Origin of the sequence: Lachnoclostridium sp. An76 (assembly GCF_002161355.1) — a bacterium.
GTDB classification, from domain to species: Bacteria; Bacillota; Clostridia; order Lachnospirales; family Lachnospiraceae; genus Mediterraneibacter; species Mediterraneibacter caccavium.
On record NZ_NFHL01000007.1, the window covers coordinates 111472 to 135980 of the forward strand.

General features: G+C 53.3%; 19 protein-coding genes and 1 other RNA gene. 15 read left to right on the forward strand and 5 right to left on the reverse strand.

All coding sequences use genetic code 11. From position 1 onward, the window contains the following. Positions 1-20: 20 nt before the first annotated feature. The 3 genes from B5G27_RS12520 to B5G27_RS12530 are packed head-to-tail and all read right to left on the reverse strand — an operon-like array spanning position 21 to position 2277. Positions 21-791: an ABC transporter permease gene (locus tag B5G27_RS12520; RefSeq protein ID WP_087179200.1), complete on the reverse strand. Its 771-nt coding sequence runs from the start codon at positions 789-791 to the stop codon at positions 21-23. Beyond that, on the reverse strand, positions 788-1525 hold the full coding sequence (locus tag B5G27_RS12525) for an ABC transporter permease (RefSeq protein WP_087179201.1): 738 nt from the start codon (positions 1523-1525) through the stop codon (positions 788-790). Before B5G27_RS12525 ends, B5G27_RS12520 begins: the two co-directional genes overlap by 4 nt. Beyond that, a complete protein-coding gene (locus B5G27_RS12530; RefSeq protein WP_191375022.1) occupies positions 1516-2277 on the reverse strand; it encodes an ABC transporter ATP-binding protein in 762 nt (253 codons plus the stop codon). The genes B5G27_RS12525 and B5G27_RS12530 overlap by 10 nt, the downstream gene beginning before the upstream one ends. A 207-nt stretch (positions 2278-2484) precedes the next feature. Here B5G27_RS12530 and B5G27_RS12535 point away from each other — a divergent pair, with 207 nt between their 5' ends. Both B5G27_RS12535 and B5G27_RS12540 read left to right on the forward strand, forming a co-directional pair. Next, positions 2485-3192: a response regulator transcription factor gene (locus B5G27_RS12535; protein WP_087179203.1), complete on the forward strand. Its 708-nt coding sequence runs from the start codon at positions 2485-2487 to the stop codon at positions 3190-3192. Next, positions 3189-4580, forward strand: coding sequence for a sensor histidine kinase (locus B5G27_RS12540; protein WP_087179204.1), 1392 nt, complete (start codon positions 3189-3191; stop codon positions 4578-4580). The genes B5G27_RS12535 and B5G27_RS12540 overlap by 4 nt, the downstream gene beginning before the upstream one ends. 109 nt (positions 4581-4689) lie before the next feature. On the opposite strand, the gene ssrA is transcribed toward B5G27_RS12540, so the two are convergent. After that, positions 4690-5034, reverse strand: a transfer-messenger RNA (tmRNA) gene (ssrA, locus tag B5G27_RS12545). A gap of 147 nt (positions 5035-5181) precedes the next feature. Here ssrA and B5G27_RS12550 point away from each other — a divergent pair. The 5 genes from B5G27_RS12550 to B5G27_RS12570 all read left to right on the forward strand — a co-directional run bounded on the left by B5G27_RS12550 (position 5182) and on the right by B5G27_RS12570 (position 13732). Next, positions 5182-7323: a cadherin-like beta sandwich domain-containing protein gene (locus B5G27_RS12550; RefSeq protein ID WP_143449719.1), complete on the forward strand. Its 2142-nt coding sequence runs from the start codon at positions 5182-5184 to the stop codon at positions 7321-7323. A gap of 231 nt (positions 7324-7554) precedes the next feature. After that, positions 7555-8376 (forward strand): zinc dependent phospholipase C family protein, encoded by an 822-nt coding sequence (locus B5G27_RS12555; RefSeq protein ID WP_087179206.1) that lies wholly within the window; start codon positions 7555-7557, stop codon positions 8374-8376. Positions 8377-8487: 111 nt separating this feature from the next. Beyond that, positions 8488-9738 carry an MFS transporter gene (locus B5G27_RS12560; RefSeq protein ID WP_087179207.1) on the forward strand — a complete coding sequence of 417 codons (1251 nt, stop codon included), beginning with the start codon at positions 8488-8490 and terminating at the stop codon, positions 9736-9738. Positions 9739-9889: 151 nt separating this feature from the next. Beyond that, on the forward strand, positions 9890-10594 hold the full coding sequence (locus B5G27_RS12565; protein ID WP_087179208.1) for an ABC transporter ATP-binding protein: 705 nt from the start codon (positions 9890-9892) through the stop codon (positions 10592-10594). 9 nt (positions 10595-10603) lie between these two features. Then, positions 10604-13732: an ABC transporter permease gene (locus tag B5G27_RS12570; RefSeq protein ID WP_087179209.1), complete on the forward strand. Its 3129-nt coding sequence runs from the start codon at positions 10604-10606 to the stop codon at positions 13730-13732. 63 nt (positions 13733-13795) lie between these two features. Here the strand turns inward: B5G27_RS12570 and B5G27_RS12575 are convergent, their stop codons facing one another. After that, positions 13796-14437, reverse strand: a complete 642-nt coding sequence (locus B5G27_RS12575) for a PduL/EutD family phosphate acyltransferase (protein ID WP_087179210.1) — start codon at positions 14435-14437, stop codon at positions 13796-13798. A 331-nt stretch (positions 14438-14768) separates the two neighbouring features. On the opposite strand from B5G27_RS12575, the gene B5G27_RS12580 reads away from it, so the two are divergent. From B5G27_RS12580 to recJ, 8 genes are all read left to right on the forward strand, one after another. Then, positions 14769-16400 carry a Na/Pi cotransporter family protein gene (locus B5G27_RS12580; protein ID WP_087179211.1) on the forward strand — a complete coding sequence of 544 codons (1632 nt, stop codon included), beginning with the start codon at positions 14769-14771 and terminating at the stop codon, positions 16398-16400. Between the two features lie 91 nt (positions 16401-16491). Next, positions 16492-17034, forward strand: a complete 543-nt coding sequence (spoVT, locus tag B5G27_RS12585; protein ID WP_087179212.1) for a stage V sporulation protein T — start codon at positions 16492-16494, stop codon at positions 17032-17034. A gap of 192 nt (positions 17035-17226) precedes the next feature. Beyond that, positions 17227-17625 (forward strand): TIGR04086 family membrane protein, encoded by a 399-nt coding sequence (locus B5G27_RS12590; RefSeq protein WP_087179213.1) that lies wholly within the window; start codon positions 17227-17229, stop codon positions 17623-17625. A 78-nt stretch (positions 17626-17703) separates the two neighbouring features. Continuing rightward, complete coding sequence (gene scfA, locus B5G27_RS12595) at positions 17704-17847, forward strand: six-cysteine ranthipeptide SCIFF (protein WP_072524833.1); 144 nt, start codon at positions 17704-17706, stop codon at positions 17845-17847. Positions 17848-18009: 162 nt separating this feature from the next. Then, entirely contained in the window at positions 18010-19404 is a 1395-nt protein-coding gene (gene scfB, locus B5G27_RS12600; protein WP_087179236.1) for a thioether cross-link-forming SCIFF peptide maturase, read from the forward strand. A gap of 32 nt (positions 19405-19436) precedes the next feature. Further along, positions 19437-21923, forward strand: a complete 2487-nt coding sequence (secD, locus tag B5G27_RS12605) for a protein translocase subunit SecD (protein WP_087179214.1) — start codon at positions 19437-19439, stop codon at positions 21921-21923. Positions 21924-21967: 44 nt separating this feature from the next. Then, entirely contained in the window at positions 21968-22498 is a 531-nt protein-coding gene (locus B5G27_RS12610; protein WP_087179215.1) for a hypothetical protein, read from the forward strand. A 147-nt stretch (positions 22499-22645) separates the two neighbouring features. Further along, positions 22646-24358: a single-stranded-DNA-specific exonuclease RecJ gene (gene recJ / locus B5G27_RS12615; protein ID WP_087179216.1), complete on the forward strand. Its 1713-nt coding sequence runs from the start codon at positions 22646-22648 to the stop codon at positions 24356-24358. Positions 24359-24509 lie beyond the last annotated feature (151 nt).

The following is a 24509-nucleotide window of genomic DNA, read 5'->3' on the forward strand; positions in this document are numbered from 1 at the left end:
CGTATTATTATTTTTCAGATTTATTTCCTTTCAGCAGCTCCAAAGCGGACGCAGGCAATGGCCAGCGCGGCGGCGGTGATCAAAATGGCGGCGGGCAGCCATGGCAGCCAGTCGATCCGGGTGTCATACATCCCTTCTGCGGCTTTCCCGTACTGTACCATCAGCAGGTAAAATGGGTAGCTCATTGGGTAGGCGAACCAGATTTTTGTATTGATGATCAGCACGGACGGCACGATGGAGGCAAGTCCGATCCCTACGGAAAAGACCGGGGTCTGGATCAGGCAGGCGACCATCCAGAAAACTGCCGCCATGGGGATGGCGCCGGCGTAAATGCCCAGTGTGTTCCCGCAGACATAGAGCGGGTCCAGGATGAAATCATAATCCTGTATCCGGGAGACAAGCACGGCACTGAGGTAATATGCACAGACTGTCATGAGCATCTGGGCAGATGCCAGCAGGATGAGCACGGTGAATTTGGCGAGGCACAGCTTTGCGGAACTCACCGGCAGGGACAGCATTTTCATGATGCCGCCGTGGGAGCGTTCGGTCTGGATGAGGAGTACCGTACAGATGACCAGTGATGCAGGGATCATGAACCACACCATTCCCATATAGCCCTGGATAAAGAAGTTGTTTTCCGGGGTGATCGGGATCCCTCTGGTGTCAAAAGCAAAGTCAGAGTTGATGATACCGGGGACCCACATCATGATGACCGGGACCAGCAGGATCAGCAGGATCTTAGACCGCTTGATCTTTTTCAGTTCCACGCTGATAAGAGAAAAGAAATTCATTCTACACACCTCCTGAGTTTTTGGTAAATGAGTTCCAGTGCGCCGAACAACAGGACCTCAGCGGCGCACACGCCGAGAAAGAGAAAGACCCGGTCATTTTCCTCTGCTGCGGCGAGCGTCTGGTAAGGGGAGCTGAACGGGAAAAGGCTCAGCACCGCATGATCCTGGGGAAAGATGAGGAGAGTAAACGCCAGGATCACACCGATCCCGAGGGACACCCACATATTTCTGCAGGCAGAGGCGATCACGAGCATCAGGATGACCGTAGGCAGGGCGGCTCCCCACTGAAAGAGGATACTCCCCAGGAGACCTTTCAGCAGTTCCGCTGCATCCGGGATGCGGTCCGGGAACCAGTGAAGTGCGCACCCTGTGACCGCGAGGATTTCCACGGCAGTCATCATCGCCAGCATCACCGCGGCGATCACGGATTTGCCCAGGAATATGCTCCCGGCGCGGATCGGCAGCACATCCATTTTCTGGGCGCCGTTGTCCGCATACTCTGTGTGGTACATGATGCAGGCTCCGCAGATGGAGACAAGGATATTCAGCATTGCCATCATCTGCCAGTCCGCATCCATGAGGATGTCAAAAGGGCGTCCGGGCATTGCGGTGAATGTCTCCGGGCGGAAGAGCATATTTGCCAGGGGAAATGCCGCGGCGAGGAGGGCGCCCCCGAGGAAAGCGGGGAGATAGCCGGTCCGCTTCAGTTTTTTGATCTCCAGGTTCAGTGCCATGCCCTGCCGCCCCCTTTCCTGTTATCTTCATCGATCATGGCAAGGAAGGTCTCTTCCAGATTGTCTGTGGGAAATCCGGCTTCATGGGCGCTGGATCTTAATTCATCCATTGTCCCTTCGAACAGCAGGCGGCCGTGGTTGAGGATCCCGATCTCATCCGCCATCAGCTCTACTTCGGAAAGCAGGTGGGAGGAGACGAGCACAGTACAGTCAAACTGACGGGGCAGGGACTTTATGAGGGTGCGGATCTCGTGGATGCCGGCCGGGTCGAGACCGTTGGTGGGCTCATCCAGGATCAGGATGGGCGGGCGTCCTATGAGCGCCCCGGCAAGCCCGAGCCTCTGCTTCATGCCGAGGGAATATTTTTTCGCCGGTCTGTTCCGGAACTGGGACAGCCCGACAAGCTCCAGCGCGTCCCGGACGCTGCTCCTGGGAAGCCCAAGGATCCTGCGGATGATATCCAGGTTTTCTTCCCCGGTCAGGCTGCCGTAAAAGGCGGGCGCTTCGATAAAAGAACCGACTTCCTTCAGGATGGATATCCGGTCGGACGGATAGGTCTTCCCGTCGATCTGAAAGCTCCCTCCCGTGGGGCGGGTAAGCCCGAGGAACATTTTCATGGTAGTGGATTTTCCCGCGCCGTTAGGACCGAGGAAGCCATATACGCTTCCCTTGCGGATATGCAGGTTTAAATGAGAGACAGCAGTAAAGCCGCCGTACGTTTTCGTCAGATCCTTTGTTTCAATAATATTCATAATTTCCTGAACTCCTTTCAGTATCCGGTGCCTGCGCGGCGTAAAAGTATCCGCGGCATTTCCACCGGTGATTTTTCCTGACAGTTAAAGTATAGAATGCCGTCCTTACGGAGACCTTCTCCCTTCCTTACGTTTACCTTACATTTAGGGAAAGAGAAATGAGAGCAGGCTCTTCTGTGCTATAATCAGAAGCAGGAGGGATGGATGATGGAGCAATATTATCTGAAACAGAAAAAGATCCTTCTCGTGGATGATGAGAAGGAAATCCTTGACATGATAACAGATTTTCTCAGCAGGGACGGATATACACAGATACGGACAGCGGGCACCGTCAAAGACGCGCTCAGGACAGCAGAAGAATGGGGAGCGGAGCTTGCAGTCCTTGACGTCATGCTGCCGGACGGGGATGGCTTTTCCCTGTTTGAACAGATGCGGAAATTTACAGAGATCCCCGTGCTCTTCCTGACCGCGCGGGGAGAGGACGAGGACAGGATCCGCGGGCTTGGGCTCGGGGCGGACGATTATATGGTCAAGCCATTTCTGCCAAAGGAACTGCTGCTGCGCATCGGTATCATCCTGCGGCGTTATTATAAGGCGGAAGACCCGGCAGTGGAACTGGCAGGGTGCAGGATCGATCTTGCCCGGGCCGAGGTGGTCAAAAACGGAGAACATCTGCCCCTGACTGCGAAAGAACACGAGATCCTGTCAGTATTGTACCGGAATGCAGGGCGGATCGTGACGATCGACCAGCTCTGCGAGGCGGCGTGGGGAGAGAATCCATTTGGGTATGAGAACAGCCTTATGGCGCATATCCGCAGGATCCGGGAAAAGATCGAGGCGAATCCGTCGAAGCCGGTCTCCCTGATCACGGTCAGGGGGCTGGGGTATAAACTGGTGCTGGAGGGGAGAAGATGACGAGTGTGGGAAAGCTGATCCGGAGATTTGTCGGGATCCTGGTCCTGAGCATGTTCCTCCTTTTTATAGTGAATGTGGTGATCCTGCTGGCAGTGGCGTCCACGCAGAATCCCGGCATCGGCCCGTGGACGACTGCGCAGGAGACGGAAGCCGGGCTGCAGAAAACAGAGGCCGGATATACTCTGTCTGATGAGATGACGAAAATGCTGAAAGATAAGGATGCATGGGCAGTCTATATTGACAATGACACCGGAAAGGTACTGTGGCATACAGAAAACCTGCCGTCAGAGATCCCCATGCAGTATACGATCGCAGACATTTCCAGCCTGACAAGGGGCTATCTGGCAGATTATCCCACCTACACCGCAGGCTCTGAAAACGGGCTGGTGGTCGTGGGCTTTCCGAAAGACCGGTACTGGAAGCACATGAGCCCTTCCTGGGATTATGATTTCATCAGGAACAGCCCGTACATCGCGCTGTCTGCGATTGGGATCAATGTTGCCGTGGTCCTTCTGATCTATGTGACTGCAAATACAAAGCTGCTCCGCTCTGTGAGGCCCATCGCGGACGGGATCCAGGCGCTGCCGACGAAGACGCCTCTGTATGTGAAGGAGAAGGGGCTTTTGTCGGATCTGGCAAAAGATATCAACCGGACAGCGGATATCCTTCAGTCCCAGAGAAGAGACCTGAGGAAAAAGGAAGCCGCGAGGGCTGACTGGATATCAGGAGTCTCCCATGATATCCGCACCCCCCTCTCCATGGTCATGGGGTATGCGGGACAGCTTGAAGACGCACCGGAGCTTTCGGAGGACGACAGGAGAAAAGCAGCCATCATCCGGCAGCAGAGTGTAAAAATGAAAAATCTGGTAAATGACCTGAACCTGGCGTCTAAGCTGGAATACAATATGCAGCCGCTCCGTTCTGAACAAGTGAATATGGCGGCAGTGGCGCGGCAGTGCGCGGCGGATTTCATGAATACGGATATCAGCGGGAAATACCCTCTGGAATGGAAGGCGCAGGAAAACCTGCCTTCCTGTGTAGTCAGGGGAGATAAGACCCTGCTGGGCAGGGCGCTGAACAACCTGCTGAATAATGCCCAGACCCACAATCCCGACGGATGCCATATAACGATGGGATTCCAGGTGGAAGAAGATTCCTGCTGCATTGCCATAGAAGATGACGGCGTGGGGATCCCGGAAGAGAAGCTGGAAAAGCTGAAAAATACGCCTCATTATATGATGAATGACAGCGGGGCGGATGAACCACGCCATGGGCTGGGGCTTTTGATCGTACAGCAGATCATCAAAGCGCATCACGGGGAAGTGAAGTTCTCTTCCGGGGCGAATGGCGGGCTGCGGGTGGAGATCCGGCTGCCGCGATGGGCGTAAATTTCTCTCAGGTGCTCCGGGAGGCTCTGATGAGTAAAATGAATGCAGGCAAATGATCGGAAAATAAACAGAAAAAGGGGAACAGGCGAAGATCCGCTGTTCCCCGAAAATATGGACCTGGCGGGAATCGAACCCGCGTCCAAAAACCTATCCCATGTACTTCTACTATCATAGTCCGTTCTTTTTCATTCCCTCTGCCGCACGGAAACGGACATCCCTGCGGGTTCAGTAGCTTCATGATACGCCTGACGGCTCAAAGCTTTGCCGTCATCGTTTCTCACATGTTTGATGCCAGATCCCTGAGGTGTGAGTGCCCCGGGGCTGACATGCGGCAATTAGGCCGCAGCTAATTCGTAATTATCGTTAGCGTTTAATTTTAAGTTTGCGATTTGACGCATCAGCCTGCGGATAGCTTCTCCATCTTCAAGATCCCTGTCGAAACCAGTACAAGCCCGGAATAATAGTACAGTAAGATCTGTACGGATAAAAAGTATGCTGGTGCATACATACTATATACTATAGTGGCGGCTGTGGGAAAAGTCAAGGAACAGACAAAAACTTCTTGAAAATGTTCCTTGTTTTTGCGGCAGTCATTTCAGTGATGCCGGATCAGGTACAGGCGGCGGAAAAGAAGTATCTGATGCTGCAGGTCAGGCTGCTGACAGACGAAGGGATCAAAGAATACGGGGATGGCCTGGATCTCAGCGGCCTTACGTTCTGCCTGCTTGGACAGAGGACGGACAGCGGGCAGTGGGAGCCGGTAGAGACTGCATACGATGAGGCTGTTGGAGAAGTTGTGAGTGTGGATTATTATTATTTCAGCTATTTCAAGGCGGATTTCGGGCGTATTACAGACCCGGAGCTGTACAGTGCCTTTAAGGTTGTGCTGAAAGAGAACAGTTCCTATGCAATGGAAGATCTGGCAGTAGAACTTGGCGACATCGGGCAGCTGACAACTCCGAGCAAGGACTATTACCTGGACCTGACAAAGAAAGTAGTTCCGGCAGACAGTACGGAAGCAACGGCTGATATTATTTCCGCAGGCTGGACCGGGACCGGCACAGAGCCTGACCCATACAGCGCGGCTGTTACGGTGGACCGTTTTACGGATGAGATAAATATCCGTACGGCAAATGAAAACGCGGTGATCACTTATGGACAGCAGGATTATACCGGCAGGCTTACGGCAGTGGTAAACTATGGCAGCAATGTTTATGAGTTTACTGTAACATCCGAAGACGGAAGCAAGGTGAGCTGTTACAGGGCAGAGGTCACGAGGGAAAAATATGACCCTCTCCCGCCGTCAGCTTCTCTGAAAGGGGTATCGCCAAGCGCGGAAGGTGGCGCTGATGGAATGATCACTGGTCTTGACAGCGCCAAATTATACGAATACAGAGGTGAAAACGACACGGATTATACTCCTGTCAAACAGGGCAGCACGGAAATTACAGGACTGACTCCGGGGAAATATTATGTGAGATTTGCTGAGACTGAGAGCCAGTATGCGAGCAAGGACAGGGAAGTTGTGGTAAAAGAGCCGGTTATACATACCATCACCCTGCCGGAAGAAAATATACCGGAAGGGATTACCGTACTGGAGTGCCCGGAGACGATGACAGAAGGAAGGACGTTTACGATCCGGCTGCAGCTTCCGGAGAATACACTGATAAAAAATATCGGATACAGCTATAAAGCGGGAGAATGGACAGCTACGTCTGCCTTTTCAGGTGTACAGCATATGCAGGAGGACGGACACACTGTGGCTGTGCTGCAGAGAGACGCCCTGAGCCATGATATCACGATCACCGGGATCACTCTCCTGGAAGGGAAGTATTATACAGTGACCGCCGGCCCGGAGGATACAGAGTCGGCATCGCCTTTTATCCAGTGTGAGATTTCTGTTACAGGAGAAGGAGAGCTGGTGAGCGGCGATACATATTATGAAGAGGGGTCAGATATTACGGCTGTGGCAGCGATCCGAGACGACTGGAGAGGATATGCGGAACTGAGCAGCCTTACAGTGTACAGGAAGGGGACTGATGAGGTGATCGAGCCGGATTCCCTGACGAAGACGGATAAAAATGAATGGTCGCTTAGTCTTGCAGTGCAGGATGATATTGAAATCCGGTTTGGCATATATACCTATCCGTGTGATACGGCTGAACTGGATGAGGTGATCGCGCTGATAGGGGATCTGGATCAGTATGTGGATAATGCCGAAAAGGATATACTTATCACAAGACTGAATGAGCAGGGGGCGTTCAGGAAACAGCCGCTGAAGAACCAGCCGATGGTAGACAATTATACAGCCCTGCTCCGGGCGGCGTATGAGTCTGCGACAGTGAGGGCCGACCTGACAGACAGCAAAGAGGTCAGTGTAACTTTGGAAGGAAACCCGCATACTTATGACGGAAAACCGTGGGAGCCGGGTGTCACTGTGACCTATCAGGGGAATGTACTCAGAAAAGGAATCGATTATCTGGTGTATTTCCCGGAAGATATGACATCTGTGGGAGATAAGGATATCCGCATAGAATTCATCGGGCTTTACAGAGGCGAGATCACTGTAAAGGGCAGTATAGTAGAAAAGCAGGCAGACAGACCGGCGGACCAGAGCGGTGAAGGAAATAAAGCGGCGGATACAGGTGTCCGGGACAGCTATGCAGGGTATGTTTCCGCGGCCCTGTCCAGTATGCTGCTGATGAGTGCGGCAGTAGCGGTAAGGATGAGAAAAAAGAAATAACCCAGAAGTAATATAAATGGCGGCCTGAAAAAGCAGGTCCTGTCAGAAACTCGGGAGAGTTTGGGCGGGATCTGTTTTTTTAAGTTGATTTAACATATTTATTTTTTGCGGATATAGATTTTTTGCCGGGGATATGTGATAATGGTTATCGGACTAAATCCTGTTCCGGTGTATGGACGGTGGATGCCATGCATCCGGCAAATAAATATGTATAGGAAAAGAGGAATCTACATGCCTACAACATACGCACATTATAAATTCGGCAAAGAAGTGATCAGCGCTCTGCCGCGCCCGCTCCAGAGCGCGATCGAGAATCACAGGGAGCTGTTTGATATCGGCGTGCACGGACCGGATATCCTTTTCTATTACCATCCGTTGAAGAAAAATCCTGTCAGCGCCCAGGGATATGCGCTCCACGACAGGCTGGCGGATGAGTTCTTTCTCCGCGCGGCGGAAAAGATCAAAAGCGCAGAGGACCCGGCGGCTGCAAGGGCCTATATCTACGGCGTGATCTGCCATTTCGCGCTGGACAGCGAGTGCCATCCCTATGTGGAAAAGATGATCCACGACAGCGGGATCAGCCACTCAGAGATCGAGATGGAGTTTGACCGGCTCCTGCTGAAAGAAGATTATATCAATCCCGCGCGCTATCTGAGCACAAAGCATATCCATCCTTCCCGGGAGAATGCATCAGTCATCGCGCCGTTCTATGAGGACCTGACGCCGGAGACTGTGGAGAAGGCGCTGAAGGGGATGATCCTGTGCCATAAGCTGCTCCTTGCCCCGGGCGGCCTGAAGCGGCGCCTGCTCTTCGGCGGCATGAAGATCGCAGGGCAGTATGAGCACATGCACGGCATGGTCATGAGCCTGGAGCCCAATCCCGCGTGCCGTGATTACTGCCAGCTCCTGAAACGGCAGTATGCGGGGGCGGTCCCGCTGGCGGCAGGACTGATCATCCAGTACCAGAAAGTGCTGTTTGAGGGTGCGGAGCTGCCGGAGCGGTTCCGCAGGACATTCGGCGAGGGAGATAAGTGGGAGAGCCTGCGGCTGTGACACCGTCCGGCAGGAAAGAGGTTCTCCCTGGTCCTGACAGGGCCGCAGGATCTGAAGATCTAAAAGAAAGTCTGAAAAGAAAGAGTATAAGGAAGAAAGAGAGAATGAGAGATGAAATTTAAGCTGACTTCACTGGAAAAGAAATGGGTGCTCTACGATGTGGGAAACTCAGCGTTTACCATGATGGTGTCCACGATCTTCCCGATCTATTTTAACTTCCTGGCGGGAAATGCGGGGATATCGGATGTGGACTACCTTGCGTACTGGGGTTACGCGACTTCCATCTGCACGCTCCTGGTGGCGATCCTGGGTCCGACCCTGGGGGCTGTCGCGGACACGAAAAATTTTAAAAAGACGATTTTCTGCATTGCCATGGGCGTGGGCGTTTTCGGATGTATCCTTCTGGGCTTCCTGTCGTCCTGGATCTGGTTCCTGGGTGTGTTCGTGCTGGCGAAGACCGGATATTCCGCGAGCCTTGTGTTCTATGACGCCATGCTCACTGATGTGACAGAGCCGGAACGGATGGACACCGTATCCTCCCATGGATATGCCTGGGGATATATCGGGAGCTGTATCCCCTTTGTAGCCTGCCTCGGCATTGTGCTGGGCGGGGGCAGTCTGGGGCTGGATATGCAGACATCCATGATCCTTGCGTTTATCATTACTGCACTCTGGTGGCTTTTTTCATCAGTACCGCTCCTGCGGTCCTACCGGCAGAGATATTTTGCGGAAGCAGGAGAGCATGTGGTGAGAAACAGCTTTCAGCGTTTGGGAAGGACTTTCGCGGAGCTGGTAAAGCAGAAACATATCTTTGTATTCCTGCTGGCGTTTTTCTTCTACATCGATGGTGTGTATACGGTCATTGATATGGCGACAGCTTACGGGCAGGCGCTGGGGCTGGACAGCACGGGGCTCCTGCTGGCGCTTCTGGTGACACAGATCGTGGCGTTCCCGTCTGTGCTCATTTTCAGCAGGATCATAAAAAATGTAAGCCCGGAGAAGATCATCACAGTCTGCATCGCGGCGTATTTCTGCATCGCGGTCTATGCGTACTGGCTGGACTCACAGCTTGATTTCTGGATCCTTGCCGTATTGGTCGGTATGTTCCAGGGGACGATCCAGGCGCTCTCAAGGTCTTATTTCGCGAAGATCATCCCCGCGGAGAAGTCAGGGGAATATTTCGGGATCTATGATATCTGCGGCAAGGGAGCTTCTGTGCTCGGTACTGCCCTTGTATCATTTTTAAGCCAGGTGACCGGCAGCATTAACATCGGCGTGAGCGCGCTTTCCGTCATGTTCCTGATCGGGCTGGTGCTCTTCCAGTTCTCGGCAAAGCTGAACAGGGAGAAAAAGCAAATCTAAAGTGTTAGAAAAAAGTGTGAAATCAATCTGAAATTTCTCAATTCAACCGATTCCTGTGTTATAATTAAGACAGGGGATCAGGGTGGGGCGGATACGGATATCCGCTCCTTTTTTGATATATCTTTTAAGCAAAGTGCCGGGAGAATACGATATGGAAGAATTTGTGAAATTACAGGATATTACGAAGATCTACAAAATGGGAGAGGTTGAGATCCGGGCAGCGGACCGTATTAATTTTTCAATCCAAAAGGGCGAGTTCGTCGTGATCGTGGGTCCCAGCGGCGCGGGCAAGACGACCGTGCTCAACATCCTCGGAGGTATGGACACAGCGACCAGCGGGAAACTGACTGTGGACGGTCAGGACGTGACCGCGTACAATGCCAGGCAGCTGACCGGTTACAGGCGGGAGGATATCGGATTTGTGTTCCAGTTTTATAATCTGGTGCCGAATCTGACTGCGCTTGAAAATGTGGAGCTTGCCCTGCAGATCTGCAGGGACCCTCTGGATGCCAGGGAGGTATTAAGGGAAGTGGGTCTCGGAGACCGGCTGGACAATTTCCCTGCGCAGTTATCCGGCGGTGAGCAGCAGAGAGTCTCTATCGCCAGGGCGCTGGCGAAGAATCCGAAGCTCCTGCTCTGCGACGAGCCTACCGGAGCCCTGGATTACAATACGGGGAAAGCAATCTTAAAGCTCCTCCAGAATATGTGCAGGGAGCGTGGGATGACGGTCATCGTGATCACGCATAACCAGGCGATCTCGCCGATGGCGGACCGGCTGATACATATCAAGAACGGGCAGGTTTCCCAGATGGAGATGAATGAACATCCGATATCGATCGATGAGATAGAATGGTAGGGGAAGCAGATGAAGAAAAAAGCGTTGAGAAAAGATTTTTATATGGAGATCCGGCGCAGCCTCGGGCGTTTTCTTTCCATCTTTTTTATCGTGGCGATCGGGTGCGCCTTTTTCTCAGGGATCCGCGCTTCGGAGCCGGATATGCGGTATTCGGGGGACGAGTATTTTGACAATAAGAACATGATGGATATCCAGGTGATCAGTACTATGGGGCTTACAGAGGAAGATGTAAGCGCCATTGAGGCTGTGGACGGGATCGAGTATGCGGAAGGGGGATATTCTTCGGATCTGCTCTGCACAGACGGGGCGAATCAGATCGTAGTCCATGTGATGGCAATGCTCCCGACGATGAACCAGGTACAGCTTGAAGAGGGCAGGATGCCTGAAGCGGAAAATGAGTGTGTGCTGGATGTGGATTATCTGGCGGAGAGCGACCTGGAGATCGGGGATACGGTCACCTTTTCCAGCGGCACAGAGGATGAGGTCACGGACGCCCTTGTGACGGATACATTTACCATAACAGGTGCTGTGAGCAGTCCCAATTATATTTCCTTCCAGAGGGGGAGCACAACGATCGGGAACGGAAGTGTGAGTGCGTTTGCCTATGTGACGGAAGACGCGTTTGCCCTGGATGTCTACACGGAGATCTACGCCCAGGTGGAAGGCGCGGCGGAGCTGACTGCATTCACTGACAAATATGACGACAAAGTGTCAGCGGCGCTTGAAAATGTAGAAGCGATCAAAGGAGAAAGGCAGGAAGCCCGGTATGAGGATGTCGTGGGAGAGGCGCAGGAAGCCCTCGCCGACGCGGAGCAGGAAGTGGCCGACGCGGAGACGGAATTAGAGGAAGGCAGGGCGGAAGCAGAAGCAGAGCTGGCGGACGGACGGGCAAAGCTCGAGGATGCGCAGGCAGAGCTGGACAGCGGGAAGAGCCAGCTGGAGACATCCCGGGCCCAGATCGAAGCGAACCGGCAGCAATTGAACGACAGCCAGGCAGAAGTGGATCAGGGCACTGCGGAGCTGAACGCGAATATTGAGACGCTGAACACCCAGATCGATCAGCTCAATGCGGCAAAAGAGCAGTACAATGCGCTGGCAGCAAGCGGCCAGACTGACGATGTGACGATGGCGACGCTCCAGGCGCTGTACGCGCAGATCCAGAGTGGGGAGACGGCTGTCGCACAGGCGCAGTCCCAGATCGATGCCGCGAAGGCACAGCTTATCTCTGCCCAGGAGCAGATCAACAGCGGATGGGCACAGCTGGAAGCTGGGGAGCAGCAGCTTGCCGAAGCAGAAGCGGAGATTGCGTCCGGAGAGCAGGAGCTGGCAGACGGATGGGAAGAATACTATGAGGGCGAGGCGGAAGCCCAGGCGGAGATCGCGGATGGTGAACAGCAGATCGAGGAAGCAAAGCAGGAGCTCGCGGATGCGGAGGAAGAGATACAGAACCTGGAGAAACCGGAATGGTATGTGTATGACAGGAGCAATCTTCCCGATTATACAGGGTATGGCGAAAACGCGGACAGGATGCGAGCCATCGGGGAAGTGTTCCCGGTGATCTTCTTCCTTGTAGCAGCGCTGATCAGCCTGACGACCATGACCCGTATGGTGGAGGAGCAGAGGACTCTGATCGGTACCTTCAAAGCGCTCGGGTACGAGAGGCATTCCATCGCGGGCAAGTATCTGGGGTATGCGCTCCTCGCCACTGTGACGGGAAGCGTGGTGGGTATCCTTTTTGGTGAAAAGGTATTCCCCTATATCATCATCACTGCGTATGGGATCATGTACCAGCATATGCATGAGCTTGCGCTGCCGTATAATATCCAGTACGGGTTCGGCGCGGCAGCGGCAGCGCTTGCTTCGACGCTGATCGCTACATTCCTTGCGTGCTTCCGGGAGCTGAAAGAGCAGGCAGCGGAGCTGATGCGGCCGCCTGCGCCGAAGCAGGGACAGAGAGTACTCCTGGAGAGAGTGCCATTCATATGGAAGAGGCTTAATTTCTCGTGGAAGGCGAGCGTCAGGAACCTTGTCCGCTACAAGAAAAGGCTGTTTATGACGATCTTCGGGATCGGCGGCTGTATGGCCCTCATGCTGGTCGGGTTTGGGCTGAAAGATTCAATCTTTGCCATCGTGGACATCCAGTACGGCGAGATCCAGCTCTATGACGGAAATATCATCCTCAGCGGAGACGCAGGGGAAGAAGATAAGGCGGAAGTATTGTCTACGGTCCGGGCGGACCGGGATGTGGACGGGGCGGCAGAGGGGCTTCTGACCCAGATTTCCGTCGGGAGCGGGGAAGAATGGCATGATGTATACCTGGACGTGCCGAAAGATGTGGAGAGCTTCCCGGAATACAATGTGCTCCAGAACCGGGTGACGAACGAAAAATATTACCTGGATGACGAGGGCGTGGCGCTTACGGAAAAGATGGCAAAGGAGCTGGATGTGGAGCCGGGGGATACGGTCACCATCCGCGATGAGGAACGGGGTGACATCACGGTAAAGATCAGCACAGTGTGCGAGAATTATATGGGACATTATCTTTATATGACGCCTGCGTATTATGAAGAAGTATACGGGGAGACCCCGGATTATAACTGCATCTTCTATAAAACGGCGGACCGGAATACCGAGGAGGCGGAGCGTGTCGGAGAGGAGGCGCTGAAACTTCCGGGCGCGCTGAGCGTAAGCTATACAACAGATCTCCGGGAACAGGTGGATAACATGCTTGGTGCTCTGGACCTGGTCATCCTCGTGCTGATCGTCTCGGCGGGCATGCTCGCATTTGTCGTCCTGTACAATCTGAATAACATTTCCATCACAGAACGGAAGAGAGAGCTGGCGACCCTTAAAGTGCTGGGCTTCTATAACAACGAAGTCACAATGTATGTGTACAGAGAGAACATCGTGCTTACCATGCTCGGAGCCGTCTTCGGCGTACTAATGGGATGGATCCTCCATCGGTTTATCATCGTAACCGTAGAGATCGAATCCGTCATGTTCGGAAGGAATATCGATCTCAGCAGTTTTGTATTCGCATTCCTTCTCACAGTACTGTTCTCGTGCATTGTAAACGGGGCGATGTATTTTAAGATCAAAAAGATCGATATGGTAGAGTCACTGAAGAGTGTGGAATAAAAAGTGCAAATAAAATGCAAGGGGTCTGACCCCCATGAACAGGGGTCAGACCCCTTGCACTTTTTAACGATCTATCCCCGCCTGAAGTTCTTCTGCCCAATTCTGCAAACTGTATGTATGCCCGTTGAAGAGTTTGAGGATGACCCCGGTGGGATTGTCTTCATTGGCGAAGGCGTTCGCCTCATCCGTATCCACATGCATGGCGAGCGAATAAGAAGGGCTGACTCTCACTACTACATCAGAGAAGATGAGAGAACGCTCATAACTCGTTGTGATAACGAATACGATATCATTGTCTTTTACATGGGCGCGGATGGCATCCACGGGATTCATATGGATATGGCGTTTCGCCACGATGACTCCTCTGGACAGCTCGATCTTCCCTTTCGGCCCGATCAGGGTGCACCCGGGCGTGCCTTTCAGGTCGCCGGACTGGCGGATTACGCTCTTGATGCCGAGCCGCCTTGCATCGGTCACGGAAATCTCTACCTGTGTTTCCTTACGGCACGGCCCCAGTATGACGACTTTTTCAAACCTTCCCTTCGGGCCCACGACAGTCAGGCGCTCTTTGCACGCATACTGCCCAGGCTGGCTTAATTCTTTTGCAAATGTGGGCTTTGCGCCCGGCCCGAATAATGTTTCAAAATCCTCCTGCGTGATATGGATATGGCGCGCAGAAGTCTCGATGGGTATTGTCAGACTCATAATTCATTTCACTCCTCACACTTTAAGATTTTAGCAGAATAAAGCGGGCGTGTAAAGCATGGGATGACGGATCATGCATACTTCCGGATCCTGTGCGGTACTGTCCGCAGGAACCTCTGCGCTGCCTCTGTGCTGCAGAACTGCAGAACGTTAAAATGCAGTGAAAAATAAGTAAAGAATCAGTAAAGAAAATGTTAAATAGTAATTGACAGTCAGCAATCCAGCGTGGTAGTTTAGAAATGACGCGTTAACGCGTATTTGGAACAGAACTATCGGACATAATCAGAAAACAGCATACTGAAAATGAGGATCATGCAAAGGAGAAAGAGGAATGGGGATTACAGACGTACTTTCTTTGCTCGGCGGTCTTGCTCTCTTCCTGTACGGAATGCAGATGATGAGCACCGGCCTGGAAGCTGCCGCCGGCAACAAGATGAAATCGATTCTTGAGAAACTGACATCAAACCGATTCAAAGGCGTACTCGTGGGCGCTGCCATCACGGCGGTGATCCAGTCGTCTTCCGCGACCACGGTCATGGTCGTTGGTTTTGTTAATTCAGGGTTGATGACCCTGAACCAGGCAGTCTGGGTCATCATGGGCGCCAATATCGGTACTACTATCACCGGGCAGCTCATCGCGCTGGATATCGGCGCGATCGCTCCGGTATTCGCCATCGCCGGCGTGGCTGCAATGATGTTTGTCAAGAGCGAGAAGGTGCACCATATCAGCAGCATCTTCGCCGGACTCGGCGTCCTGTTCATGGGAATGGACATGATGGGCGCGGCAATGGAGCCGCTCCAGGAGTCTGAGGCATTTATCAATCTGATGACACAGTTCAGCAACCCGCTTCTGGGGATCCTGGTGGGCGCGGTGTTTACGGCGGTGATCCAGTCGTCTTCCGCATCAGTGGGTATCCTGCAGGCACTGGCAGCGACAGGGATGATCCCGCTGTCAAGCGCGGTGTATGTGCTCTTCGGACAGAACATCGGTACCTGCATCACAGCGGTGCTCGCTTCCATCGGGACGAAAGTGAACGCGCGGCGCACGACGGTGATCCATCTGATGTTCAACATCATCGGTACGGTCATATTTACAGTGGTCTGCATGGTCACCCCGTATGTGCATCTGGTGGAATCCATCACTCCGGGCGACCCGGTGGCGCAGATCGCAAACGCGCATACGATCTTTAATATCGTGACCACGCTGCTCCTGCTTCCCTTTGGCAATTACATGGCAAAGGCAGCAACCCATATCCTGCCGGACAGCAGGAAAGAGGACGATGAGGACCTGCGCCTGAAGTACATCAGGCCGTTTGAGTCTTCCTACGCCATCGGGCACAGCGCGGTGGCAGTGTCCCAGGTCCGCGACGAAGTGGGGCGTATGCTTGACATGGTTTTAAAAAATATCGACGATGCATTCGGCATCCTGATCAGCTATGACGAAAAGCGCAGGGCAAAGATCGCGGAGAGGGAAGAGTACATTGACTTCCTCAACAAAGGGATATCCGAATATATCGTATCTCTGATGACCAGCGAGAAGTCCATGTCGGACTCCATCCAGATCAACGGATACTATGTGATCATCAGCAATCTGGAGCGCATCGGCGACCACGCGGTCAATCTCGCGGGATATGCGGATGATATGAAGAAATGGGACCAGCAGTTCTCGGAAAATGTGCTGGAAGAACTGGACGAGATGAAGAAGCAGTGTATGAGCGCTCTGGATAATGTAAGGGATGTCACCCCGGACAATGTGGGAAGCGTCCTGGATCAGGCGGTCGTGATGGAGCAGAAGAATGACAATATGAGAGACAAGTATTTCAAGAAACAGCTCCAGCGTTTGAAAAAAGGCAAATGCAAGCCGCAGAGCGGCATCGTGTTCTCAGAGGTCCTCACAGATTTCGAAAGAATGGGAGACCATACGCTCAATATCGCGCAGCAGTATAAAGAAATGGCTCAGTAGCCGATGAATAAAAACCTCTGTTTTACAGATACTACATTTACTGACAAAAACAGTAAAGTATGCAGATATCTGTAAAACGGAGGTTTTTTATATGAAAGCGACGGGGATAGTAAGGCGGATCGACGATCTGGGGCGTGTCGTTGTTCCGAAGGAGATCAGGAGAACGCTCCGCATCGGGGAAGGGGATCCGCTGGAGATCTTTACGGACCGGGAGGGAGAGATCATCCTGAAAAAATATTCGCCTATCGGAGAGTTGGGGAACCTGGCAAAGCTGTACGCGGAGAGCCTTTCACAGACGATGGGCTGCACAGTGTGCATCACGGACACAGACCAGGTGGTAGCGTCGGCGGGAAGCGGGAGAAAGGAACTCCAGGACCAGTTCATCGGACAGGAGATGGGGGATGCCATGAAGGAGCGCACACAGATCCTGGCAAGGAGCGGGGATATATCTTATATAAAGGTCACTGCGGATATGAAAGATTACTGTGATGAAGTGATCTGCCCAATTATCTGTGAGGGGGATGTGATCGGCGCGGTGGCAATGCTGAACAAAGACGAAAAGAGGAGATTCGGGGAAGTGGAGCAGAGGGTGGCGTACAGCGCTGCAGATTTTCTCGGACGCCAGATGGGCTGACGGGCGTCTGGCTGCGGGCGGATCCGGAATAGAGCCTCAAATGAAGTCTTAAATGGATCCTGGGCCGATCTAAAAGCGATCTAAAAGCGGATCCTGGAATAAATCGCCGCGGACAAACATAAGCTTTATCAGCAGAGAAATGTATGAAGTAAATGATCAGATGATCATACGACCGGGAGGGGGGTGCGGCTTATGGAAAAAAAGACGGCGGGTGGCCTTGCGGGCCGGAGCGGGATCGGGCAGGCCGCGGTCAGGATGCTGAAAGCGCTTTTATGCGCGTATGTGGTGACCGGGATCATGCTCCTGCTCCTGACGGTCCTTCTGTACAAGGCGGGGCTGAGCGAAGAAAATGTAAACGCGGGGATCATACTGACGTATGTGATCTCGACATTTGCGGGAGGATTTGTGATCGGAAAGCTCACAGGGGTGAAGAGATTCCTCTGGGGACTGCTGGCAGGGATCCTGTATTTTGCGCTCCTTCTCCTGATCTCTCTGGGAGTGTACCACTCTCTCCAGGGGGAGGCGGGGAATCTGCTGACAACCTTCCTCCTGTGTGCGGGAGGAGGCATGCTGGGCGGGATGGTGTCGTGAAAAAAAGGCTTCCATATCCCCGTGACCTGTGATATAATATCCGAAGCAATATGTTGTAGGATATTAGGAGGACAGAACATGAAACACATTAAGACATTAAATACACAGACATTAAATAATACAGTGAAAAAAGGCGGATGCGGAGAGTGCCAGACATCCTGCCAGTCAGCATGCAAGACATCCTGTACAGTCGGAAATCAGACCTGCGAAAACAGAAAATAAGTTTTCGGAAAGCACAAGAAAACAAGGGGGAAAGGCAGCGGTTTTTGTGACCGCTGCCTTATGCATGTCAAAGATGTCCCGCGGGGATGCACATGCCGTGAAGGCTGTCCGGCGGGAGCGGCATATGATGAAGGGGAGCATGTAGAAAGAGAGGTACTATTTGTGATACATCTGTATCAGAACAATGGATATAATATCGTCCTTGATGTGAACAGCGGCGCTGTGCATGTGGTGGACAAGGCGGCATACGATGTGATCGGCGCCCTGGAGGAACAGAATGAGTTCCACACGCCGGAGACGCTTAAGAGCCCGGAGACGGCCGCGTACTTAAAGGAGCGGCTTGGGCAGGAGTATGCAGAAGAGGATCTGACGGACATCCTGGAGGCTGTCACAGAGCTGACCGGACAGGGAAGGCTGTTCACCCGGGATGTGTATGAGGACTATATCGATGAAGTAAAGCAGAGAAAGACCGTGGTCAAGGCGCTGTGCCTGCATATCGCCCACGACTGCAACCTTGCCTGTAAATACTGCTTCGCTGAGGAAGGCGAATACCACGGGCGGCGGGCGCTCATGTCCTATGAGGTGGGCAAGAAGGCGCTGGACTTCCTGATCGCCAATTCCGGGAAGCGGAGAAACCTGGAGGTGGATTTCTTCGGCGGGGAACCGCTGATGAACTGGCAGGTCGTGAAAGACCTGGTGGCTTACGGCAGGGAGCAGGAGAAGATCCACGACAAACATTTCAGATTCACTCTTACGACCAACGGCGTGCTCTTAAACGACGAGGTACAGGAGTTCGTCAACAAAGAGATGGACAATGTGGTCCTGAGCCTGGACGGAAGAAAAGAAGTCAATGACAGGATGCGCCCGTTCCGCAACGGAAAGGGAAGCTATGACCTGATCGTGCCGAAGTTCCAGAAGCTGGCAGAGAGCAGAAATCAGCAGAAGTATTACATACGAGGCACGTTTACCAGGAATAACCTGGATTTTTCAAATGATGTCCTGCATTTTGCAGAACTTGGTTTTGAGCAGATCTCCATCGAACCTGTGGTCGGCGAGGATACGGATCCGTATGCGATCCGCAAGGAAGACCTGCCCCAGATCTTCGCGGAGTACGATAAGCTGGCGAAGATCATGGTCGACAGGGAGAAAAGCGGCAGAGGGTTTACCTTCTTCCATTTTATGATCGACCTGGAGGGCGGCCCGTGCGTATCCAAGCGGCTCTCGGGCTGCGGTTCGGGGACGGAGTACCTGGCAGTGACGCCGTGGGGCGACCTCTATCCGTGCCACCAGTTTGTGGGGCAGGAGGAGTTCCTGATGGGAAATGTGGATGAGGGGATCACCCGCCCGGACATTGCGGATGCATTCCGGGGATGCAGTGTTTACTCAAAGGAAAGCTGTAAGAAATGCTTTGCAAGGTTCTACTGCAGCGGCGGCTGTATGGCGAACTCTTATAAATTCCATCACACGATCAACGACACCTATGAGGTAAGCTGTGAGATGGAGCGCAAACGCGTAGAATGCGCGATCATGATAAAAGCGGCTCTGGCTGATGCCTGAACCGGAAGAAAAAAAGAAAGGAATGTACAGTCATGAAAAAGAGCAGAGGCATAATCAGCCTGATCCTTGTTGCTGCTGTCATGGTCCTGATCGGTGTGACCACGATCCGCGGCCTGGACTCAGAAGGTATGGGAGCTGCAAGGAACATCAATCTCGGCCTTGACCTTGAGGGAGGTGTGAGCATCACCTATCAGGTAAAGGGAGAGACTCCTTCCCAGGAGGACATGGATGACACGGTGTATAAGATGCAGCGCCGTGTGGAACAGTACAGCACAGAGGCACAGGCATATCAGGAAGGGAATGACAGGGTAAGCATTGAGATCCCCGGAGTAGAGGATGCCAACGCGATCCTTGAAGAACTGGGACAGCCGGGTTCTCTGTATTTTATCAAGCATTACGACAGTGAGGGAAATGAAAACTATACCCTCGGCGCTGACGGCTATGTATTGAACAAAGACATCGAAGAGCTGAAAGGGACAGACTCCATTGTCCTGACAGGTTCTGAGGTGAAATCCGCGTCAGCGGGGGCTTATCAGGATCCCACGACAGGAGCCCAGGAGTATGGCGTGGACCTGACACTGAATGAAGAGGGGACCGCAGCTTTTGCGGCGGCGACGGAAGAAGCATATAACAACGGAAAAGATACGATCGCGATCTACTATGACGGCGACCTGATCAGTGTCCCGGAGGTAAATGCTGTGATCGAAAACGGCCAGGCGCAGATCTCGGGCGCGGGCATGACCTATGAAGAGGCGGACAACATTGCCTCAACGATCCGCATCGGCGGCCTGAACCTGGAGCTGGAAGAGATCAGCTCAAAAGTCGTGGGAGCGCAGCTCGGCGAGGAAGCGATCAGCACCAGCCTTCTGGCGGGAGCGATCGGTCTTGCGATCGTGTGTCTGTTCATGATCTGGGTTTATCTCCTTCCGGGTCTGGCGTCCAGTATTGCCCTTGTATTCTACACCGGGCTGACACTGGTGCTCCTGAATGCATTTGACATCACGCTGACCCTACCGGGTATCGCGGGTATCATCCTCGGGATCGGTATGGCGGTGGATGCGAACGTCATCATCTTCGCCCGCGTGAAAGAGGAACTCTCAGCGGGGACTTCTGTGCACGCGTCGCTCAAGGCAGGCTTCCATAAGGCCATGTCCGCGATCCTGGACGGAAACATCACGACCCTGATCGCTGCGGCTGTGCTCTGGTTCCGCGGAAGCGGCCCGGTAAGGGGATTCGCCCAGACTCTGGCACTTGGTATCGTGGTATCCATGTTTACGGCGCTTGTCGTGACAAGACTCATTGTATTCTCATTCTACGCGCTGGGGATCAGGAACCCGAAGGTTTACGGACGCGTGAAAGCTCCGAGAAAACCTATCGATTTCCTTGGAAAGAGAAAAGTCTTCTTCATTGTCTCTATCCTGCTGTGCGTCAGCGGATTTGTGGGCATGGGGATCAACCAGGCGCGCGGCGTCGGGGCTATGAATTACAGCCTTGATTTCGCAGGCGGTACGGCGACCACCGTGACATTTGATAAAGAATATACTCTGGATGAGATCGACAGCCAGATGATCCCTGAGCTGGAGGACATCACAGGGGACAGAAATATCCAGGTACAGACAGTCAAGGGAACGAACCAGGTTGTGTTCAAGACTCAGACACTGGATCTCGACAAACGTGAAGCATTCGAGACTTATATGCAGGAAGACTTCGGTGTGACCGAGGAGATCACGACAGAGAATATCAGCTCCACAGTCAGCTCCGAGATGAGGACAGACGCTGTGATCGCGGTGCTCATCGCGACGGTCTGCATGCTGCTCTACATCTGGTTCCGCTTTAAGGATATCCGTTTCGCGACCAGCGCGGTGCTGGCGCTTGTGCATGACGTGCTCGTGGTATTTGCCTTCTATGTGATCGCAAGAGTATCTGTGGGCAATACGTTCATCGCATGTATGCTGACCATCGTCGGATACTCCATCAACGCGACGATCGTCATCTTTGACCGTATCCGCGAGGAGCTTAAGGAAGACGGAAGGGCAGCGGACAACCCGGCAGTGCTCAAAGAGCTTGTCAACCGCTGCATCACACAGACGCTGACAAGAAGTATCTATACTTCCCTGACGACCTTCATCACGATCGCAGTGCTCTATGTCATGGGCGTAAGCTCCATCAAAGAGTTCGCACTGCCGCTGATGGTAGGTATTGTATGCGGCGCGTACTCATCCGTATGCATCACGGGCGCGCTCTGGTTTACAATGAAGACAAAGGGCATGAAGATGTCCGCAGCCAACGCGCTGGCTGACAAAGGCGCAGCCGAGGCGTCAAAGGCATCTGAAAGCGCAAAGCCGGCAGAGAAGGCCGCTTCAAAGAAAGCGAAGGATACAAAGGCTGACAAGGCCGGGAATACCCAGAATAAAGCATCTGCGAAAAAGAGCGGAAACGCTTCCGCAGGGAAAGAAAGCGGAAGTACGCAGGCACATTCTGTCAGGAGATATTCAAAGAACAGGTCGCAGAAAGACTGATCCTGTTCCCGGGCGGCTGCCCGGGAATCAGAGGAGGAGAAGAGATGGAGCGTGGGCAGAGGAAGCTTTTCCGAAAGGAGACCGGCTATATCATAAGAGGGCTGATCTGGTACTTTCTTGTCATGATACTCATAGCAATGGGCAGCACAGCAGTTTTCCTGCGGGGCGGAATGAACCGGGGTGAAGCTGAGGGGGCAGGGTATATCATCGGCGTGGCAGCCGGCGTGGCTGTCCTCTTTGTAAGAAACATCCTGTTCGGCAAAAAGACAGACGTATTTGCGGAAACCGGGAAAAGGATGCGGTTTCGGACGTTCGCTGTGTTTTTCAGCCTGATATTGATGATACAGCTCCTGTTTATAACGGGGACATGGGTGATCGAATCCGTGCTGAATGCGGCAGGGCTTACCATGGAAACTGCGGTCAGCCATGATGCCGGGGAAGAACATACAGGCATATCCATGCTGCTGTACAGCGGGATCGCGGGTCCGGTGGCAGAGGAGATCGTACACCGCGGGATGGATAGTGACGGCGATCGCTCCATTGTAAGGCGGGACCATATATTGGCATACAGCTGACATACACAGTCAGGCGGCTCCATAAATTTGATGAACACGGGCGCGCTTTATGCGGAATGAGACATCTTCCGCATAAAGCGCGCCCGTCTTTACTTTTGTCCGGATCAATGATATATATAAAAGGTAAAAATGAAGGAGGCATACAGGATGCAGCGCTGGTTTATCACAATGAAAAAAGCAGACTTTAACAGGATCGGGGAGAAGTACCATATCTCTCCGATCGTGGCGCGCCTGATCCGCAACCGGGATATCATCGGGGATGATGCCATTGACTTCTATCTGAACGGGACGATCGCGGACCTGTACGACGGTATGCTGATGAAGGATATGGACTGCGCGGTGGAGATCCTCGCGGAGAAGATCCGGGAGGAGAAGCGGATCCGTGTGATCGGGGATTATGACATAGACGGTGTCAACGCCACCTATATCCTCCAGGAAGGTCTGTCCGGACTTGGGGCGGACGTGGACACAGATATCCCGGACCGGATCAAAGACGGGTACGGGCTCAATCGGATGCTCATCGACCGGGCCATCGATGACGGCATCGATACGATCGTGACCTGCGACAATGGGATCGCGGCGTCAGAGGAGATCGCGTATGCAAAGGATAACGGGCTGACTGTCGTTGTGACGGACCACCATGAAGTGCCGTATATTGAGATGGACGGGGAGAAGGAGTACATCATTCCCAAGGCGGACGCAGTGGCGGATCCTCACCGGGCGGACTGCGGGTATCCCTTCAAGGGACTGTGCGGAGCAGCGGTGGCGTATAAGCTGGTGGAAGCACTCTATAATGTCATGCAGAGAGATCCCGAGGACATGGATTATCTGATGGAGAACGTAGCCATCGCCACGGTGGGAGATGTGATGGATCTGACCGGGGAGAACCGGATCTTCGTGAAACAGGGGCTGGAGATGCTCAAGCGCACGCAGAATCCGGGCTTAAAGGCGCTGATCGAATGCACGGGCATTGACGTGGACCGACTGAACGCCTACCATATCGGCTTTGTCATCGGTCCCTGCATCAATGCCAGCGGAAGGCTGGACACCGCGAAGCGGGCGCTGGAACTGCTGAATGCCAGGACACGTCGCGATGCGGTGATGCTGGCGGAGGACCTCAAAGCCCTCAACGACAGCCGCAAGGAGATGACAGAGCGCGGGGTGGCGGAGGCGGTCAACCTGATCGAGACCACATCCCTGAAAGATGACCGTGTGCTGGTCGTCTATCTGCCGGACTGCCACGAGAGCATCGCCGGGATCATCGCGGGCAGGATCCGGGAGCGGTATTACCGCCCGGTCTTTGTACTGACAAAGGCTGAGGATGGGGTGAAAGGATCCGGACGGTCCATCGAAGCCTATGATATGTTCGCTCAGATGTGCAGGTGCAGAGCATTGTTTACGAAATTCGGCGGGCATAAGCTGGCGGCGGGGCTGTCCCTCGAGGAGGGGAATGTGCAGAGATTCCGGGAGACGATCAACACTCTCTGCGACCTGACAGAGGAGGATCTACAGGAAAAGGTATCCATTGACATGCAGCTTCCCTTCCCTTATATCACGGAGCAGCTCGTGCAGGAGCTGGAACTCCTCGAGCCGTTTGGAAAGGGAAATCCAAAGCCGTTATTTGCGGGAAAGGACCTGAGAGTGATCAGTCCGCGCATTTTCGGGAAGAATCGGAATGTCCTGAAATGCCGTCTGGAAGATATGCAGGGGAATCAGATGGAGGCAGTGTATTTCGGCGATGTGGAGAAATGCCTGAAGACGATGGAAGAGAAGAAGGTCATGGCTTTTACATACTATCCGTCTGTGAATGAGTACATGGGGCGGAGGAATGTCCAGGTTACGATCGTGGATTACCAGTGAGGGGCGGAAGAGAAACAGTATTGTGCGCTGTCTGCGCATATGGTAGTATATGGACAGGGAAAACAAAGCCGGGCGGCTTACCCTCTGATCTTTTCGGAGGGGCAAACCCTCCAGACGAAAGAAAGGAGGGCGATGCCAATGAACGTTACAT

Excerpts from the sequence above, each read along its gene's own strand:
- B5G27_RS12520 (WP_087179200.1), bottom strand. The coding sequence starts at position 791 with ATGAATTTCTTTTCTCTTATCAGCGTGGAACTGAAAAAGATCAAGCGG.
- B5G27_RS12525 (WP_087179201.1), bottom strand. The coding sequence starts at position 1,525 with ATGGCACTGAACCTGGAGATCAAAAAACTGAAGCGGACCGGCTATCTC.
- B5G27_RS12530 (WP_191375022.1), bottom strand. The coding sequence starts at position 2,277 with ATGAATATTATTGAAACAAAGGATCTGACGAAAACGTACGGCGGCTTT.
- B5G27_RS12535 (WP_087179203.1), top strand. The coding sequence starts at position 2,485 with ATGGAGCAATATTATCTGAAACAGAAAAAGATCCTTCTCGTGGATGAT.
- B5G27_RS12540 (WP_087179204.1), top strand. The coding sequence starts at position 3,189 with ATGACGAGTGTGGGAAAGCTGATCCGGAGATTTGTCGGGATCCTGGTC.
- B5G27_RS12550 (WP_143449719.1), top strand. The coding sequence starts at position 5,182 with ATGCCGGATCAGGTACAGGCGGCGGAAAAGAAGTATCTGATGCTGCAG.
- B5G27_RS12555 (WP_087179206.1), top strand. The coding sequence starts at position 7,555 with ATGCCTACAACATACGCACATTATAAATTCGGCAAAGAAGTGATCAGC.
- B5G27_RS12560 (WP_087179207.1), top strand. The coding sequence starts at position 8,488 with ATGAAATTTAAGCTGACTTCACTGGAAAAGAAATGGGTGCTCTACGAT.
- B5G27_RS12565 (WP_087179208.1), top strand. The coding sequence starts at position 9,890 with ATGGAAGAATTTGTGAAATTACAGGATATTACGAAGATCTACAAAATG.
- B5G27_RS12570 (WP_087179209.1), top strand. The coding sequence starts at position 10,604 with ATGAAGAAAAAAGCGTTGAGAAAAGATTTTTATATGGAGATCCGGCGC.
- B5G27_RS12575 (WP_087179210.1), bottom strand. The coding sequence starts at position 14,437 with ATGAGTCTGACAATACCCATCGAGACTTCTGCGCGCCATATCCATATC.
- B5G27_RS12580 (WP_087179211.1), top strand. The coding sequence starts at position 14,769 with ATGGGGATTACAGACGTACTTTCTTTGCTCGGCGGTCTTGCTCTCTTC.
- spoVT (WP_087179212.1), top strand. The coding sequence starts at position 16,492 with ATGAAAGCGACGGGGATAGTAAGGCGGATCGACGATCTGGGGCGTGTC.
- B5G27_RS12590 (WP_087179213.1), top strand. The coding sequence starts at position 17,227 with ATGGAAAAAAAGACGGCGGGTGGCCTTGCGGGCCGGAGCGGGATCGGG.
- scfA (WP_072524833.1), top strand. The coding sequence starts at position 17,704 with ATGAAACACATTAAGACATTAAATACACAGACATTAAATAATACAGTG.
- secD (WP_087179214.1), top strand. The coding sequence starts at position 19,437 with ATGAAAAAGAGCAGAGGCATAATCAGCCTGATCCTTGTTGCTGCTGTC.
- B5G27_RS12610 (WP_087179215.1), top strand. The coding sequence starts at position 21,968 with ATGGAGCGTGGGCAGAGGAAGCTTTTCCGAAAGGAGACCGGCTATATC.
- recJ (WP_087179216.1), top strand. The coding sequence starts at position 22,646 with ATGCAGCGCTGGTTTATCACAATGAAAAAAGCAGACTTTAACAGGATC.